Annotated in this window: 14 protein-coding genes; 8 read left to right on the forward strand and 6 right to left on the reverse strand. The window is 68.0% G+C overall.

Translation table 11 applies throughout. The features are described 5' to 3' along the window. The first annotated feature begins 19 nt into the window (after positions 1-19). Together ACFPJ1_RS31985 and ACFPJ1_RS31990 are read left to right on the forward strand one after the other, a co-directional pair. On the forward strand, positions 20-2,044 hold the full coding sequence (locus ACFPJ1_RS31985; RefSeq protein ID WP_380109645.1) for a TRAP transporter permease: 2,025 nt from the start codon (positions 20-22) through the stop codon (positions 2,042-2,044). Then, the gene (locus tag ACFPJ1_RS31990; RefSeq protein WP_380109646.1) at positions 2,041-3,021 is read left to right on the forward strand and encodes a TAXI family TRAP transporter solute-binding subunit; all 981 of its coding nucleotides are present in this window, start codon (positions 2,041-2,043) and stop codon (positions 3,019-3,021) included. Before ACFPJ1_RS31985 ends, ACFPJ1_RS31990 begins: the two co-directional genes overlap by 4 nt. A 181-nt stretch (positions 3,022-3,202) precedes the next feature. On the opposite strand, the gene ACFPJ1_RS31995 is transcribed toward ACFPJ1_RS31990, so the two are convergent. The 3 genes from ACFPJ1_RS31995 to ACFPJ1_RS32005 form a co-directional block, all read right to left on the reverse strand. Continuing rightward, complete coding sequence (locus tag ACFPJ1_RS31995) at positions 3,203-3,850, reverse strand: hypothetical protein (protein WP_380109648.1); 648 nt, start codon at positions 3,848-3,850, stop codon at positions 3,203-3,205. Positions 3,851-3,998: 148 nt separating this feature from the next. After that, positions 3,999-5,033, reverse strand: coding sequence for an L-glyceraldehyde 3-phosphate reductase (mgrA, locus tag ACFPJ1_RS32000; RefSeq protein ID WP_380109651.1), 1,035 nt, complete (start codon positions 5,031-5,033; stop codon positions 3,999-4,001). 109 nt (positions 5,034-5,142) lie between these two features. After that, complete coding sequence (locus ACFPJ1_RS32005) at positions 5,143-6,117, reverse strand: phosphotransferase family protein (protein ID WP_380109652.1); 975 nt, start codon at positions 6,115-6,117, stop codon at positions 5,143-5,145. A gap of 75 nt (positions 6,118-6,192) precedes the next feature. Between ACFPJ1_RS32005 and ACFPJ1_RS32010 the strand changes: the two genes are divergently transcribed. The 3 genes from ACFPJ1_RS32010 to ACFPJ1_RS32020 all read left to right on the forward strand — a co-directional run bounded on the left by ACFPJ1_RS32010 (position 6,193) and on the right by ACFPJ1_RS32020 (position 9,763). Further along, complete coding sequence (locus ACFPJ1_RS32010; RefSeq protein WP_380109654.1) at positions 6,193-6,819, forward strand: flavin reductase family protein; 627 nt, start codon at positions 6,193-6,195, stop codon at positions 6,817-6,819. 295 nt (positions 6,820-7,114) lie between these two features. Beyond that, positions 7,115-8,965 (forward strand): molybdopterin-dependent oxidoreductase, encoded by a 1,851-nt coding sequence (locus tag ACFPJ1_RS32015; RefSeq protein WP_380109655.1) that lies wholly within the window; start codon positions 7,115-7,117, stop codon positions 8,963-8,965. A gap of 135 nt (positions 8,966-9,100) precedes the next feature. Then, complete coding sequence (locus ACFPJ1_RS32020) at positions 9,101-9,763, forward strand: fasciclin domain-containing protein (RefSeq protein ID WP_380109657.1); 663 nt, start codon at positions 9,101-9,103, stop codon at positions 9,761-9,763. A 171-nt stretch (positions 9,764-9,934) separates the two neighbouring features. On the opposite strand, the gene ACFPJ1_RS32025 is transcribed toward ACFPJ1_RS32020, so the two are convergent. Together ACFPJ1_RS32025 and ACFPJ1_RS32030 are read right to left on the reverse strand one after the other, a co-directional pair. After that, positions 9,935-11,314 (reverse strand): pyridoxal phosphate-dependent decarboxylase family protein, encoded by a 1,380-nt coding sequence (locus ACFPJ1_RS32025; RefSeq protein WP_380109658.1) that lies wholly within the window; start codon positions 11,312-11,314, stop codon positions 9,935-9,937. A 43-nt stretch (positions 11,315-11,357) separates the two neighbouring features. Continuing rightward, complete coding sequence (locus tag ACFPJ1_RS32030) at positions 11,358-12,380, reverse strand: hypothetical protein (protein WP_380109660.1); 1,023 nt, start codon at positions 12,378-12,380, stop codon at positions 11,358-11,360. A 143-nt stretch (positions 12,381-12,523) separates the two neighbouring features. On the opposite strand from ACFPJ1_RS32030, the gene ACFPJ1_RS32035 reads away from it, so the two are divergent. Then, positions 12,524-13,039 carry an acyl-CoA thioesterase gene (locus ACFPJ1_RS32035; RefSeq protein WP_380109661.1) on the forward strand — a complete coding sequence of 172 codons (516 nt, stop codon included), beginning with the start codon at positions 12,524-12,526 and terminating at the stop codon, positions 13,037-13,039. A 7-nt stretch (positions 13,040-13,046) separates the two neighbouring features. Then, positions 13,047-13,703 carry a potassium channel family protein gene (locus ACFPJ1_RS32040; protein WP_380109663.1) on the forward strand — a complete coding sequence of 219 codons (657 nt, stop codon included), beginning with the start codon at positions 13,047-13,049 and terminating at the stop codon, positions 13,701-13,703. A gap of 24 nt (positions 13,704-13,727) precedes the next feature. On the opposite strand, the gene ACFPJ1_RS32045 is transcribed toward ACFPJ1_RS32040, so the two are convergent. After that, positions 13,728-14,366 carry a TetR/AcrR family transcriptional regulator gene (locus tag ACFPJ1_RS32045; RefSeq protein WP_380109665.1) on the reverse strand — a complete coding sequence of 213 codons (639 nt, stop codon included), beginning with the start codon at positions 14,364-14,366 and terminating at the stop codon, positions 13,728-13,730. Between the two features lie 38 nt (positions 14,367-14,404). Here ACFPJ1_RS32045 and ACFPJ1_RS32050 point away from each other — a divergent pair, with 38 nt between their 5' ends. Further along, positions 14,405-15,352: a DMT family transporter gene (locus ACFPJ1_RS32050; RefSeq protein ID WP_380109666.1), complete on the forward strand. Its 948-nt coding sequence runs from the start codon at positions 14,405-14,407 to the stop codon at positions 15,350-15,352. Positions 15,353-15,395: the final 43 nt, after the last annotated feature.

Raw genomic sequence — 15,395 nt, forward strand, 5'->3', positions numbered from 1 at the left:
CACAGGAGGGAACCGGTCGATGACTGTCGGTATAACTACGGGGGGTGGCGCAGCCACGCTCTCCGAGTCCGAACCAGCCGAGTACGAGCAGGAAAAGCCCGCTCGGCGGCTCAGTCCTGCCCTGGACCGGGCGATCTCCGGGTGGTGCGCGGTGATCAGCGTCGGCGTACTGCTGCAGGTCTTCTTCCCGTTGTCCGCCGGAACCCAGTTCTATTTAGTGATCTTTCTCGCAGCCGTCCTCCCGGTCACTTTGTTGTGCTATCGGGGCTGGCGGGTGCCCGCCTTCATGAACCCGTTGACGGTCAGGGCCACCGACGATCCCGGGATCACGGACTGGATCCTCGCCACGCTGGCGCTGGTGGTCTGCGCCTATCCGCTGTTCGACTTCGACGGCTTCCTCGAACGCCGCCAGGCCCCGACGGGTCTCGACGTACTCGTCGGCGCTCTACTACTGGTGCTCCTGCTCGAGGCCTGTCGTCGTACGACGGGCTGGGTACTGCCGGTCGTCAGCCTGCTCTTCATCGCCTACGCGTACTACGGCGGCTACCTGCCCTACACCTGGTCGCTGGCGCACCAGGGATTCAACTTCGACGCGATCATCGCGCAGTTCACCATGGGCACGGCCGGGTTCTACGGCACCCCGTTGAGCGTCGCCGCCAGTTACATCGTGCTGTTCACCATCTACGGCGCGGTCCTGGACTACTCCGGCGCCGGCAAGTTCTTCATCGACCTGTCCTTCGCCGCCTTCAAGCGCAGCCGTACCGCGCCCGGCCGCACCGTCACGCTGGCGGGATTCCTGCTCGGCAGCGTGTCCGGCTCGGGAACCGCGACGGCCGTCTCGCTGGGCACCGTGTCCTGGCCGATCCTGCGCCGCGCCGGGTATCCGCCCGAACCGGCGGGCGGCATGCTCGCAGCGGCCGGCATCGGCGCGATCCTGTCACCACCGACCCTCGGCGCGGCGGCCTTCATCATCGCGGAGTTCCTGCAGGTCAGCTATCTGACCGTGCTCGGCTACGCGGTGATCCCGACGATCCTGTACTACCTGGGCATCCTGCTGGCGATCGAGATGGACGCCCGGCGGCATGGGACCACGGCCGCCGAGCCGTCCACCCAGTCGGCGCTGAAGCTGCTGATGAGGTTCAGCTACCACTTCCTGTCGCTGTTCGTGATCATCGGTTTCATGGCGGTGGACGTGCCGCCGTTCAAGGCCGTGGTGTACGCGGTGATCATCCAGTTCGGGCTGTCGTTCCTGGACCGCGAGCACCGGCTCACCGCCGGGCCGTTCTTCAAAGCGCTTGCCCAGGGCACCCGTTCGGTGCTGCCGGTCGCGGCAACCTGTGCGGCCGCCGGCGTGATCGTCGCGGTGACCACCCAGACCGGCCTCGGGCTGAACCTGGCCGAGATCATCGTGGACGCGGCCAAGGGACTGACGGACAACCCGACGGTCGTGCTGATCCTGACGGTGGTGCTGGCCGCGTTCGCAGTACTGGTGCTCGGTCTGGCGGTGCCGGTGACGGCGTCGTTCATCATCGCCGCGGTGATCATCGCGCCGGCGCTGGTGCAGCTCGGCGTCACGCAGGCCGAGGCGTACATGTTCATCTTCTACTACGCGGTGCTGTCCGAGGTGTCGCCGCCGACCGCGCTGGCGGCCGTCGCGACGTCAGCGATCACCGGTGGCAAGGTGATGCCGACGATGTGGCAGGCGTGGAAGTACACGCTGCCCGCGTTCCTGGTGCCGTTCGCGTTCGTGCTGACCGAGAACGGCGCGCACCTGCTCGGGCAAGGCAGCCTGGTCGGCATGGTCTGGACCCTCGTGGTCTCCATGCTCGCCGTCGCGGCGCTGGCGGTCGTCACCGGCGGCTGGATCGTGATCGCCACGGGTTGGGTCGAACGCCTGCTCTGTGTCCCGGCGGCACTGCTACTGCTCTATCTCGCGCCCGTAACCATCGCGGTCGGGATCGGTTTGCTTCTTGTTGCCGTCGTCATCAACCTGGTCCGGCAGCGACGCCAGACCGGGCCAACGGAAGGATCCGCCACCTCATGAGAATCCGACGCCTGCCCACCGCCCTCGTGGTGCTCGCCGCCGCCGTCTCACTCGTCGCCTGCGGAGGGCAGCGAGAGCCTGAAGGCGGAGCCGCCGGCACCGACGGAGGCCGGCTGACCATTGCCACCGGCAACACCACCGGCGTCTACTACCAGCTCGGCGGCGCACTCGCGTCGGTGATCTCGTCCAAGGTCGAGGGGTATCGCGCGACCGCGAGCGAGACCGGCGCCTCGGTGCAGAACGTGCAGGGCCTGGTGGCCGGCAACTACGACATCGCCTTCTCGCTCGGAGACACCGCGTCGGACGCGGTGAACGGCGTGAACAGCTTCAAGGCGAAGCAGGACGTGGTCGCGCTGACCCGGCTCTATCCGAACTACACCCAGGTCGCCGTCCGCGCCTCGGCCGGGATCAGCAAGATCGCGGATCTGAAGGGCAAGCGGGTCTCCACCGGTTCGCCGAACTCGGGCACCGAGGTGATCGCCCGGCGGCTGCTGGAGGCGGCCGGCCTGGACCCGGCGCGCGACGTCACCGCGCAGCGGCTCGGTCTGCCGGAGTCGGTCGACGCGATGAAGAGCGGCTCGATCGATGCCCTGGTCTGGTCCGGCGGTATCCCCACCGGCGGTATCACCGACCTGATGACGAGCCTGGGCAAGGACGTCGAACTGATACCGATCACCGACCTTCTGCAGCCGCTGCAGACGAGGTACGGCACGATCTATGCCCAGGGCAACATTGCGTCGGCGGCCTACAAGCAGCCGGCCGACGTGGCCACGATCATCGTGCCGAACGTGCTGCTGGTCCGGAAGAACATGCCGGACGAGCTGGCCGAGAAGCTGACCAAGGTGATCTTCGACAACAAGGACGCGCTGGTCCAGGTGAACGTGGCGGCGAAGGACATCACTCTCGACAACGCGGCCAAGACCGACCCGGTGCCCCTGCACCCCGGCTCACAGAAGGCGCTCGACGGTTTGAAGTGACCCACGATCCGCCCTCCCCCGCACACCAGGCGCAGCGGGGGAGGGCGCAGGTCCCACCTCCGCACACCAGGCGCAGCGGAGGCGGGCAAAAGGCCCACCCCCACAACCAGGCGCAGTGGGGGAGGGTTTCCAGGCTGGGCCCGCGCCGTCGGAGGCATCCGGCGGCGCGGGCCCGGTCCTTTCAGCCCTGGTCCTCGTCGATCGGCGTGCCGCGCAGGTAGTGCGACAGCGCCGAGTCCCGCTTGGGGTGCACGTGGTATTTCGTCGGGACGACGCGTCCCTCCGCGCTGTCCCAGGCGTTGTCCGCGATCCGCCACATCCGGTGGGCCAGCCGCCCGGCCGTCCCGGTGTGCGGCGAGAACGGATGAGCCCGGGTCGGCGCCACTTCCTCGGCGCTGAGGAGCTCCTCGGTCAGCGAGCTGACGTGGTCGCTGTCCATCTCCTGGCCGAGCATCCGGCTGTACTCCGCTTCGAGCAGCTCGTGCTCGGTCAGGAGCCGTTCGACCACCCGCCACACGTGGTCCGGATGCAGGTGGATTACCCGGCTGTCGCCGTACTGACGGGCCTTGAGGAACCGGAGGGAGCGCTCGAGCTGTCGGGCGTTGCCGACGTACGTGGTGACGAGGACGCGCCCGTCGGGGAGTCGGCGGACGTGCGGCAGCAGGATGTCCTCGGCGGCGGCGAGATGCTGAGCGGCGATGGCGTAGAACCAGTCGGTCTCGTGCCGACGGTCCGGCCTCGAGGATTCCGGCTCCTGGGCGGGAGCGGCGAGTTCCCGGATCTTCGCGTGTTCGTAAGTGAGGGCCAGTTCGAGAGTCGAAGCGGTCATCGCAACCACCTCCTGGGGGGTTCCTCCCAGCGTGCGCCGCGGGCTGTGCCGATGCAACTGCACCGGCACAGCCCGTAACCGAACTGACAGCTTCAGGCGTGGATCGTGCCTCAAAGCGTGACTGGTGTCCTGATGCCGGACCCCTGGCTCAGTTGTCCGAGCTCTTCTTCCACAGGTTGATCCCGGCCTCGACCGCGTCGGCGTCGATCGCGTCCAGCTCCTCCTGGGTGAACTTCAGGTTCTTGACCGCGGCCAGGCTGTTCTCCAGCTGGGCGACGCTGGAGGCGCCGATCAGAGCGCTGGTGACGCGGTGGTCGCGCAGTGTCCAGGCGAGGGCGAGCTGGGCGACCGACTGGCCGCGCTGCTGGGCGATCTCGTTCAGCGCACGGACGTGCGTCAGGGTCTCCTCGGTCAGCATGTCGGTGCTGAGCGACGTGCCCTTCGACGCGCGGGACCCCTCCGGCACACCGTTCAGGTACCGGTCGGTCAGCAGACCCTGCGCCAGCGGGGAGAAGGCGATCACACCGACTCCCAGTTCACCGACGGCGTCGAGCAGGTCCTCCTCGATCCACCGGTTCAGCATCGAGTACGACGGCTGGTGGATCAGCAGGGGCGTGCCGAGCTCCTCGAGGATCCGGTGCGCCTCGCGGGTCTTCTCCGCGGAGTACGACGAGATGCCGGCGTACAGCGCCTTGCCGGAGCGGACGGCGGCGTCGAGCGCGCCCATCGTCTCCTCGAGCGGGGTGTCCGGGTCGAAGCGGTGCGAGTAGAAGATGTCGACGTAGTCCAGGCCCATCCGGTCCAGCGACTGGTCGAGCGAGGCGAGCAGGTACTTGCGCGAGCCGCCGCCCTGGCCGTACGGGCCCGGCCACATGTCGTACCCGGCCTTGGTGGAGATCAGCAGCTCGTCGCGGTACGGCTTGAAGTCGCGGGCGAAGTGGCCGCCGAAGTTGGTCTCGGCCGAGCCGTACGGCGGGCCGTAGTTGTTCGCCAGGTCGAAGTGGGTGACGCCGAGGTCGAAGGCACGGCGCAGGATGTCCCGCTGCGTGTCGAGCGGCTTGTCGCCGCCGAAGTTGTGCCAGAGCCCCAGCGAGATCGCCGGCAGCTCGAGTCCGCTGCGGCCACTGCGCCGATAGGTCATCTGGTCGTCGTACCGATCCTGGGCAGCTACGTAGTCAGTCACGGAAAACCAGTCTGCCCCATGTCGTGACAAGTGCGCGAACCCTTGTATTTACAGCAGAAGCACGGTCGATCAGTGCCAGCAACCGGCCTTCTGACTCAGCCCTACTGATTCAGCTCAGTCCCGACCACGGCTCCGGCGGTCCCGCGGCGAAGAACCGGAGTACGCCGAGCAGCCGGCTGGCGGGTGGTGCCGTCCAGTGGCGTTCGTTGGGTCTTGGCGGCTTTGGGATCCCGCTGAGGCCCCAGCTGAGGTGGAACCAGAGTGCAGCGGCTTCCAATTGACCGTCGCTCTTGTTTGTGGACTGGCCCGTGTACGCCGGCAGGGTGGCGGCGACGTGCTCCAGGCGGAGCTTGGCGAACTCCATGCCGGGTGGTCCCCAGGCGGCGTCACCCCAGTCGATCAGCGCTTCCAACCTGTTGTGGCGGGTCAGCAGGTTCTGCGGCGCCAGGTCGCCGTGTAGGAGGACTCGCGGCTGGGCATGTGGCTGGGCTTGTGGCTCTTGCAGGTCTTGCGGGAAGCGGGTGGCCAGGCGGTCGAACCAGCCGAGCAGCCAGTCCGCAGTACCGGGGTCCAGGTAGCCGAGCGTTGCCAGGTGCTCCACGGTCGGACGCGGGTCTCCGCCACCGTCGTCAGTCGGTACGCCGTCCAGCGGGGTCTGGGGGATGCGGTGGAGGAGGGCGACCTGAGTGCCCAGGTCTTGCCAGAACTGGTCGTCGGGCGGTTCCGCCTCGATCAGGTCGGTGCCGTGGAGTTGCTCGATGACCATGTACGGCGCGTCGACGAGAGTGCGGGTGGCGTCGAAGTCGACGATCGCGGGGGTGCGCACTCCGGCCGCCCGGGCTACTGGGATGACCGCGGCCTCCTTCTGCAGGTCTGGCTCGAACTCCTCGGCTCGTGGGATCCGGAGGAAGAGGTCGTCGCCCAGCGCGAAGGCGTGGTTGGCGACGCCGCCCGGTACCTCACGGATCTCGTCGACGCGTACGCGGTACCGGTCGGCGATGGCGGCGATCACGTCGGCCGTCGGCTCGGAGGTGGTGGCGGGGCGGTCACGGCTTGGGAGGTCACCGGGTGGGAGTCCTGTCATCGGTGGGATTCTTTCGCCGGTCGTTGCCGGGGTCCACCGAATTGCCGGGGAACTTGGGTGGGGATACTGGCTGGCGTGCGAAGGGACCTGGATCCGGAGACCATCAGCAGTAGGGACTTCTACGCGGTACTGAACGCGGTGGTGGTGCCACGCCCGATCGCCTGGGTGTCGTCGAGGTCGGCCGAGGGAGTGCTCAACCTCGCGCCCCACTCCTTCTTCACGGTGGCGTGCGTGAGGCCGCCGATGGTGCAGTTCACCTCGGTCGGTCGCAAGGACAGCCTGAACAATGTCGAGGCGACCCGGGAGTTCGTGGTCAACTTCGCGGCGGAACCGTTGTTCGAGCAGATCAACGCGACCGCCACGAACTTCCCTCCGGAGGTCGACGAGTTCGCGGCTGTCGGCCTGCACACCGAGCCCAGCACCACCATCGCCGTACCGCGCGTCGCCGAGTCGCCTGTGGCGATCGAGTGTCAGCTCCACACCACCCTCGAACTGGGCGACTCCACCGTCGTCATCGGCCGGGTACGTCACATCAGCATTGACGAGTCCGTCCTGGACGGTTCCCACCCGGAGATCACCCGCCTCCGTCCGCTGGCTCGCCTGGGCAAGGACGAGTGGTCCACCCTCGGCGAGATCCGCGAGATCACCCGAATCCGCCACACCGACTGGCCCGGCCACTTCACCCCTCCGGCCGCCGGCTGATCGCGACAGCCACGTCGCCCGCGGCTCCGGCGGTCGGCTGGCCCGGACTCCTCACCCCTCCGGCCACCGCCTGATCCGCGACGGCCCACGTCGCCCGCGGCTCTCGCGGTCGGCTGGCCCGGACACTTCGCCCCTCCGGCCGCCGACTGATCCGCGGCAGCCCTCGTCGCCCGCGCTCTCGCGGTTGGCGCCGGTTGCCTGACGGGTAAGAGATTTCTCGCGAGCTGTTCGCGATTCTTGAAGTCTTCTTGGTGGTTTGACCTATCCGCTCGTCGCACGGGACCGAAGCAGAGGCATGACCGTGACGAGGGGACGCCGGGCGCTGGCCGCGCTGGGAGGTGTGCTCGCAGCAGGTGCAGGACTCGGCCTGGGTGAGCTCACCGCCGCGCTGGCCGGTGGTACTTCGCCTGTGGTCGGCGTCGGCACCCAACTGATCGATCTCGCTCCTGGTCCCGCGAAGGACTGGGCGGTGAAGAACCTCGGGACGGCCGACAAGCCGATCCTGGTCGGCACGGTGTTGCTCGCGGTCGCTGTTTTCGCCTTGCTGGCGGGAGCGATCGGGGCTTCCGTTCCCCGGGTTGCCGTGGTGATGACCGTGGTACTCGGGCTGCTGGCGATACTCGCGGCGGCGACCGGGCGGACGCTCGCGGTCAATCACTTCGTCCAGGTACTGCCCGGCATCGTCACGTTGCTGGTGGCAACAGCCGGGATCATCCTGGTGCTCCGTGCACTGGGCCTCAATCCCTTCGGCGGCGACGGAGGTCGGAAGCTCCCCGCCGCCGAAGGTTCCACCTCCACGAACCCCGCCGGAGGTTCCACCTCCGCCAACCCCGCCAAAGGTTCCGCCGCCACGAACATCGCCAACGGTTCAGACTCCACGAACCCCGCCGAAGGCGCCACCTCCACGAACGCCGCCGAAGGTGTCGGCTCCGCGAAGACCGCTGGAACTACTAGTCGCGCGGAGGGTTCGGTTTCCATTGGAAAGCCGCATGCTGCCGCGGTTGCGACGGCCGCGAGTGCTGATGGAGTCACGGTTGTTGCTGAGGGCAATGAGCCTGTAGGAGAGGCGGAGGCGCCGGCGGGGTTTGACCGGCGGCGGTTTCTGGCTACAACGATGGCGCTGGGGGTGGCGGGGGTCGGGGGGCTCGCGGTTTCGCGGATCCTGCCCGAAGGGGTGAGCGAGGCTACTCGGCGAGGGATCAAGATTCCTACGCCGGCGAGCCGGGCGCAGGCGGTGCCCGCCGGAGTGATGTCGGAGGTCCCAGGGGTGAGCCGGTTCGTCACCCCGAACCCGTCGTTCTATCGGGTCGACACCTTGCTGACGGTGCCGAGAGTCGACCCGCGCAACTGGGAACTGCGCATCCACGGCCTGGTCGATCGCGAGTTGCGGCTCAACTTCGCGGACCTGCTCGGCCGGCGGCTGATCGAACGCGACATCACCCTGACCTGCGTGTCCAATGAGGTCGGCGGACCGTATGTCGGCAACGCGCGCTGGATCGGCGTACCGATCGCCGAGATCCTCAGGGAAGCCGGCGTGCGGGATGGCGCCGACGCGGTGAAGTCCACGAGCGTCGACGGCCTGACCATCGGTACTCCGCTGAAGGCCCTCACCGACGGCCGCGACGCGATCCTTGCCGTCGGGATGAACGGAGAGCCGTTGCCCTTCGAGCACGGGTTCCCGGTCCGGATGGTGGTGCCCGGCCTGTACGGGTACGTTTCCGCGACCAAGTGGATCGTGGACTTCGAGGTCACGAAGTTCTCCGACTTCAGCGCCTACTGGACCGACCGCGGCTGGTCCGTCGAGGCGCCGATCAAGACCTCCTCGCGGATCGACGTGCCGAAGGGATTCGCCCGGATCAAGCCGGGCCCGGCCGTCGCGGCCGGAGTCGCCTGGGCACAGCATCGCGGCATCGCCAAGGTCGAGGTACAGGTCGACGACGGCGACTGGCAATTGGCCACGCTGGCGGCCGAGGACACCATCGACACCTGGCGGCAGTGGACGTTCCGCTGGAACGCGACGCCGGGCAACCACAAACTCACCGTCCGGGCGACCGACGGCGACGGACAGGTGCAGACGACCGACCGTGCGGCCCCCCGCCCCAACGGCTCCAGCGGTCTCCACAACACGGTGGTGATGGTCCAGTAACGGCCCCCACTGGCCAAGCACCGAACACAACGCACCGAACACAACGCACCGATGACAACACCGAACACAACGCACGGGCAGCGCCCTGAAGGCAGCGCAGTGAATGCAGGACCATTCCAATCGAAGGAGATCGTCATGTCCCACACCATCAAGCGGGTCGCTCTCGCCGCCTCCGCCGTCTCGTTGCTCTTCGTCACCGCCGCGTGTGGTGGTAGTGATGACACCTCGAGTGGTAGCCCGTCGACCGGTACGTCGTCGGCGCCGGCTGCGACTCCGAGTATGTCTTCGTCGATGGACAACGCGGCGGGTCTGGTCGGTCCGGGGTGTGCCGATTATGCGAAGGCGAACCCGACCGGTGCCGGTTCGGTGGACGGGATGGCGGCCGCGCCGGTGGCGACGGCGGCGTCGGGGAATCCGTTGCTGACGACGTTGGTGGCGGCGGTGTCGGGCAAGCTGAACCCGAAGGTCGATCTGGTGTCGACGTTGAACGGTGGTGAGTTCACGGTGTTCGCGCCGGTGGACACGGCGTTCGCGAAGATTCCGGCGGCGACGGTGAACACGTTGAAGACCGATGATGCGTTGCTGACCAAGATCCTGACCTATCACGTGGTGCCGGGTCAGTTGGCGCCGGACGCGGTGGTGGGGAGCCAGACCACGGTCGAGAAGCAGGCGGTCACGGTGACCGGTTCGGGTGACAACCTGATGGTCAACAACGCCAAGGTCATCTGCGGTGGCGTGAAGACCGCCAACGCGACGGTCTACCTGATCGACTCCGTCCTGATGCCCCCGGCAGCCTGACAACCCCACATCCTCGCCACCACTGCAGCCCCACAACAACTGCAGCCTGACTACAACTGCAGCGTGACGACAACTGCAGCCTCACGACAACTGCAGGCTGACCACCCGCTGCTGACCGGACGGCGCCTTCATCTGCCGGGGCGCCGTCCGGTCGCGTCCCCTGCTCGTCGTCTAGGAAGCGCGGGTGGCAGCGAGGATGGCTCGGGTGGAGAGGTCTACGTCGGCTTCGGTGGTGAGGTAGTTCGAGACCGAGATGCGCATGTAGCGCCGGCCTCGCCAGGTGGTGCCGCCCATCCAGCAGACGCCGCCCTCTTGGACCGCTGCGATCACCCGGTCGGTCTCCTCGTCGGAGCCGAACGACACCAGCACCTGATTGAGCACCACCTCGTTTCCGATCTCGCAGCCTCCCTTCCCGAGCTGTTCGGCGAACCTCCTGGCCAGCGCGCAACACCGGTCGACCACATCGGTCACCCCATCGCGACCCAGCTCCTGCAGTCCGGCCCAGACCGCGAGTCCACGCGCACGCCTCGAAAACTCCATCGCGTAATCGCCCGGTTCCCGTTTTCCCGACGCCGCCAGGTACGAGGCGCTGTAGTCCAGCGCCGCCGCGTGTGCGTCCGGGTGCGCACAGAACACGAATCCGCTGTCGTACGGCAAGTTCAGCCACTTGTGCCCGTCACAGCCCCACGAGTCCGCCAGCTCAAGTCCCGCCACCTGATCGCGCAGTTCCGGACTCACTGCGGCCCACAGCCCGAAGGCACCGTCGACGTGGGCCCAACCGCCGTACTCGTGGATCAGGTCGCAGGCCACGCCCAGGGCATCGGACGCGCCGGTGTTCACGTTCCCGGCCTGCAGGCAGACGATCAGCGGTCCGTCGTGGTCGGCGAGTCTGGTCCGCAGGTCGTCCAGGTCGATCACCCCGTTCGTCGTCGTCCGCACGAGTTCCAGCGAACCGGAGCCGAATCCGAGCAGGCGCAGCGACCGGTCGATCGTGACGTGCCGCTCGTCGCCGGCCACCAGACGCACCCGGGGAGCGCCGTTGAGACCGTTCAGCTCCACGTCCCAGCCGGCCTTGGCCAGTACGTGGTTCCGAGCCGCCGCCAGCCCCACGGTGTTGGCCGCCTGAGCTCCCGTGACGAATCCGGCTGACGCTGCCGGAGGTATCCCGAGAAGCTCCTTCAGCCACCCACCTGCTGCCTGCTCAGCGGCCATGCTCGTCGGGGACATCACACTGTTCCCGGCGTCCTGGTCCCAACCGATCGCCAACAGGTCGGCCGCGCTCGCGGCGGGTAGTGCACCACCCATCACGAACCCGAAGTACCGCGGTCCGGCGCTCGCCACGAGTCCGCCGTCAGCCAAAGCGACGAGCTCCTCGATCACCTCGTCGGCAGCACGCCCTGCCTGCGCCAATGGCCGTTGGAAGTCAGCGCGCACCTCCGCCGCGGACTTGGTCGCGCGAACCTTTCGCTCACCCAAGGTCGCCCTGTACTCGGCCGCGTGGTCGGCCGCGCTTCTGAACAGTTGCCGCAGATCTGCCGGTTGTTCTCCCATACGCAGACTGTCCCACTGGCCCCTCGATCGCTGTAAACCATGCTCACTCGAGGCGTCCGAGTTGATGAGCGAGCGCGAGCAGGGCTGGTGAGAGGCCCGGTGGGCGGCCTTCCTCAGGTTGGCGGATGGCTGGATGCCAGCGCCCTTCGGGGGTGACGAGGTAGACCCAGGGACTCAGCGGACCTGGCTCAGTGGCGTGCGCTCGGCCCGCGAGGTTCAGCATCATGCCCAACGCCGGAATGACTCGCAGGCTGGTGATCACGTGAACCAGGAGGAGACCGCGGACCGGCATCGCCGCCAGTACGCCGTACTGCGGGTTCTCGACCCGGAGGGATTCGCGGAGGACTGTGTCGAGCACGAGTGCTCGTGAGGCGGTGAAGACGCTGCCGCTGAGCACGGCGACGGTGGTGCCGTCATGCTCTGCGTACTCGACGGTGTCGGTGAGGCCGCGCAGGTTGTGGAGACCCGCCTGCTCTGCCTCCGTCCACGTCATCCCGAGGTCCGACGGGTCGAAGTACATGGTGATCGTGCCGTCGGTGTACGTGGCAGGGACAGAGAGCAGGCCAGGCACGAACTCTGGTGCGTGGCTGGTCCAGCTGGTTTGGACGAGGTTGCTCGGGGTCAGTCGCTGGTAGAGCTCGCGCCGCGGGTCCGCGGGGAGCGGAGGCGGGCCGTGCCGGAGAGTGCTGGCCAGTTGGTCGAAGTGCTCGCCGACCACCTGAGGCCAGCGATCCCGGCGTTCGCCGGCGACGATCCTTGCCAGGTTCGACAGCCCGGCCACCATGCTGACCGCTTCGTCCGGATCCGAAGCCACTCCGAGGTCGGCGGCGAGACCGGTGCCACCCGAGGTGGGAAAGGCTGTGCTGGTCGGGTGGAGGCGGAGGTTGGCGATGCCGTCGTAGCCGGCGGGGAGGGAGCGTTCGGCGGCTGCTTCCAGGCTGAGGCGCACCAAGTGTGCGGCCTCGGCGTTGGTCAGGGGAGACAGGGCTCGGTGGGGTGCCGCGGGATGGTTGCCTAGGGCCCGTTCAGTGGACTCGTCGTGGGTGGAGTCGTTGTCAGTGATCATGCTGTCCACCTCCTCGACAGAGAAAGTACGAGCGCGCGGGCGGCCTATCGGCAAGCAATTCCGGGGCTGTGGACAACGCGGCGGTTATTCTGCGCGGAGGCGTCGGCGGACCGGCGGTTTCGTCCATCCGAGGAGCAGGATCCATGTCGGCCACTGAGGCACCGTCGGAGCGGCCGCCGTCGGCCACGCGGTTGTCGTTGTCGCACATCACGGCGCAGAACGAGACGAATCTTCTCGGCACCGTGCACGGCGGAGTGGTGATGACACTGGTCGACTCGGTCGCCGGGGTGGTGGCGGCGCGGCACTCGGGCGGTGCCGCGGTGACGGCGTCGATGGACGAGATGGTCTTCGTGGTTCCGGTCCGGGTCGGCGACGTGGTGCACTTCACCGCCCAGGTGAACTGGACCGGCCGCAGTTCGATGGAGATCGGCGTCCGGATCACCGCGGACCGCTGGGATGCCGTCGGCCCGCAGGTCCACGTGGCCACGGCGTACCTGGTGTTCGTCGCGGTCGACACCGACGGGAAGCCACGTCCGGTCCCGCGGATCGTCCCCGAAACGGACGAGGACCGCCGGCGGATGCGCGAGGCCGAGATCCGACGCAGCCACCGGCTCGCCCGGCGCGAGGCGATCAAGGCGTCCCGCGAGGACGCGAAATGAGCCCGAGATGAGTCTGTTCGGCAGCGCCAGGCGGCACCCGTCCGCGATCCTGCTCGTCGTCCAGCTGCTCGGCGTGCTGGTCTACCCCGCGATGGAAGGCTCGCGCGGCGGACGGGTCGCCTTCGAGATCCTGGGCATCGTCGTGCTGGTGCTGGCGGTCTTCTCGGTGCGGGCGACGCCGGGGCTGACCTGGGTGAGCATCTGTCTGGGCATCCCCGCGGTCGTGCTGTCGCTGGTCGACGCCTTCCGCCCGACGGACGTCATCGTGCCGGTCTCGGCTGCGCTCCACGCGGCCTTCTACTTCTACGCGGCCTACAGCCTGCTGCGGTACATGCTCTCCGACCATGACGTCAGCACGGATGAGCTGTACGCCGCAGGTGCCACCTTCACCTTGGTGGCCTGGGGATTCGCCTATGTGTTCGTCATCGTGCAAGCGCTCGTGCCGGGCAGCTTCACGGCGGCCGTCAACCCGGCTCAGGACCGGACCTGGATGGAGTTGCTGTTCCTCAGCTTCACCACGCTGTCCAGCACAGGCCTGAGCGACGTCGTACCGATCACGTCTTGGGGCCGCTCGGTCGTGATGATCGAGCAGTTGGCCGGCCTCGGCTACGTCGCCATGGTCGTGTCGCGCCTGGTCGGCCTCACTGTCGCCAGACGAACCTGAAACGCAGCAGCCGAACCGCACCGATCAGGCGCTGACCCGCGGCCACGAGGCGAGGAGGTCGGCCGCAGCCCGGTGCGCCACCTCGGGCGCGTGCTCCATCGCGGCCACCCGATAGCTCACCAGCGCGCCCTCGTGCAGCAGCAGCAACCGGTCCGCGAGTTCCCCGACCCGGTCGAACCCGGCCAGCTCCGCCTGCGCCACGAACTCGGCCCGCATCCACCGCTTCTGCGCGACGATCACGGGCATCGCCGGATGGTCCGGCGCCGCCAGTTCGACGCTCGCGTTGATGAATCCGCAGCCCCGCCGCGACTCCGCCATCCACTCCGTCAACGCGCTGAACAGGGCCAGGATCACCTCTTCCGGCGTACCCGGTCGCAGCTTCGCCAGTTGCTCGTCCAGGAACACGTGCCAGACCCGGTTCCGCCGCTCGAGGTACGCCGCGATCAGGTTGTCCTTCGAGCCGAACCGGTCGTACAGGGTCTTCTTCGTCACGTCCGCCGCGTTCGCGATCGTGTCCACGCCCACCGCCCGGATGCCCTGCTCGTAGAACAGCGTCGACGCGGCGGTCAGGATCCTCTCGCCGGCTGGCGTCAGCACCTTCTCCGCGCCCTCGGCGCCCGTCCGGTTGAGCCACTCCCACGGTCTCGCCTGGTGAACAACCATACTGACAGTATACCGACCGGTGTGGTTACTTGTCTCCTATGACCACTCACCAGCCACTCGTCGAAGCAGTGCCAGAGACCCCGGTACGCCGTACTGCGGGCGTGCGAGCGGTTCCTCTGCTGGCGGGAGCCGGGTTCGTCGTGTTCTGGAGCTGCGGGTTCATCGGCGCGCGGTGGGGCACGGAGTACACGTCGGCCTTCGACCTGCTCGCGTGGCGCTACCTGGTCGCGGGGAGCCTCGCGGCCGCAGTACTGCTGAAGCGGCGGCCGCGAGTCACCCGGAGGGATCTCGTCACCCAGGTGGCGATGGCCTTCCTCACTCAGTGCGTGTACCTCGGCCTGATCTTCACCGGGATCGACCATGGCGTCGGCGCGGGTGTCACGGCACTGATCGGCTCGCTGCAGCCGATCCTGATCGCGACGGTGGCGGGTCCCCTACTGGGAGAACACGTGAGCCGACGACAGTGGATCGGCCTGCTGCTCGGCGTCGCCGGGGTCGGGCTGGTGGTCGCCGACGATCTGGGTGCGGGCCATGGGGCGGCCCTACTCTTCCTGCTTCCTCTCGGCGGTCTTCTGGGGCTGGTCGCAGGCACCTGCCTGGAGCGCCATCGCAAGCCGGCCACCAACCTCCTGGATGCGCTGTGTCTGCAGAGTCTGGTCTCCGGCGTGTTCTTCCTGGCGGTCACAACCGGGACCGGCCAGATGACGGTCCCGCACGAGCCGGGGTTCTACGGGGCGGTGTTGTGGCTGGTGGTGCTGGCCACGGGCGGTGGCTGGGGGTTGTATCTGGTCAACCTGCGCCTTTCCGGCGCGACCCGGATCAGCAGCCTGCTGTATCTCGTGCCGCCCACCACGATGGTGTTCGCGTTCCTGCTCTTCGGCGAGACCATCGGCCCACTGGCGTTCGGCGGGATGCTCGTCTGTGCACTCGCGGTGCTGCTGATCCGTTGGAAGGACCGGCTGCAGCGGCAGCGCGCCGCGACATGACGGCCAGGCAGTAGAGCGGGAGACTCCTCTTCTGGCTACGCTG

It is taken from the genome of Kribbella qitaiheensis (assembly GCF_042657745.1).
Lineage (GTDB): Bacteria > Actinomycetota > Actinomycetes > Propionibacteriales > Kribbellaceae > Kribbella > Kribbella qitaiheensis.

What these genes read in the sequence shown, in the direction of transcription:
- ACFPJ1_RS31985 (WP_380109645.1), top strand. Translation starts at nt 20, where the DNA reads ATGACTGTCGGTATAACTACGGGGGGTGGCGCAGCCACGCTCTCCGAG.
- ACFPJ1_RS31990 (WP_380109646.1), top strand. Translation starts at nt 2,041, where the DNA reads ATGAGAATCCGACGCCTGCCCACCGCCCTCGTGGTGCTCGCCGCCGCC.
- ACFPJ1_RS31995 (WP_380109648.1), bottom strand. Translation starts at nt 3,850, where the DNA reads ATGACCGCTTCGACTCTCGAACTGGCCCTCACTTACGAACACGCGAAG.
- ACFPJ1_RS32005 (WP_380109652.1), bottom strand. Translation starts at nt 6,117, where the DNA reads ATGACAGGACTCCCACCCGGTGACCTCCCAAGCCGTGACCGCCCCGCC.
- ACFPJ1_RS32015 (WP_380109655.1), top strand. Translation starts at nt 7,115, where the DNA reads ATGACCGTGACGAGGGGACGCCGGGCGCTGGCCGCGCTGGGAGGTGTG.
- ACFPJ1_RS32020 (WP_380109657.1), top strand. Translation starts at nt 9,101, where the DNA reads ATGTCCCACACCATCAAGCGGGTCGCTCTCGCCGCCTCCGCCGTCTCG.
- ACFPJ1_RS32025 (WP_380109658.1), bottom strand. Translation starts at nt 11,314, where the DNA reads ATGGGAGAACAACCGGCAGATCTGCGGCAACTGTTCAGAAGCGCGGCC.
- ACFPJ1_RS32030 (WP_380109660.1), bottom strand. Translation starts at nt 12,380, where the DNA reads ATGATCACTGACAACGACTCCACCCACGACGAGTCCACTGAACGGGCC.
- ACFPJ1_RS32035 (WP_380109661.1), top strand. Translation starts at nt 12,524, where the DNA reads ATGTCGGCCACTGAGGCACCGTCGGAGCGGCCGCCGTCGGCCACGCGG.
- ACFPJ1_RS32040 (WP_380109663.1), top strand. Translation starts at nt 13,047, where the DNA reads ATGAGTCTGTTCGGCAGCGCCAGGCGGCACCCGTCCGCGATCCTGCTC.
- ACFPJ1_RS32045 (WP_380109665.1), bottom strand. Translation starts at nt 14,366, where the DNA reads ATGGTTGTTCACCAGGCGAGACCGTGGGAGTGGCTCAACCGGACGGGC.
- ACFPJ1_RS32050 (WP_380109666.1), top strand. Translation starts at nt 14,405, where the DNA reads ATGACCACTCACCAGCCACTCGTCGAAGCAGTGCCAGAGACCCCGGTA.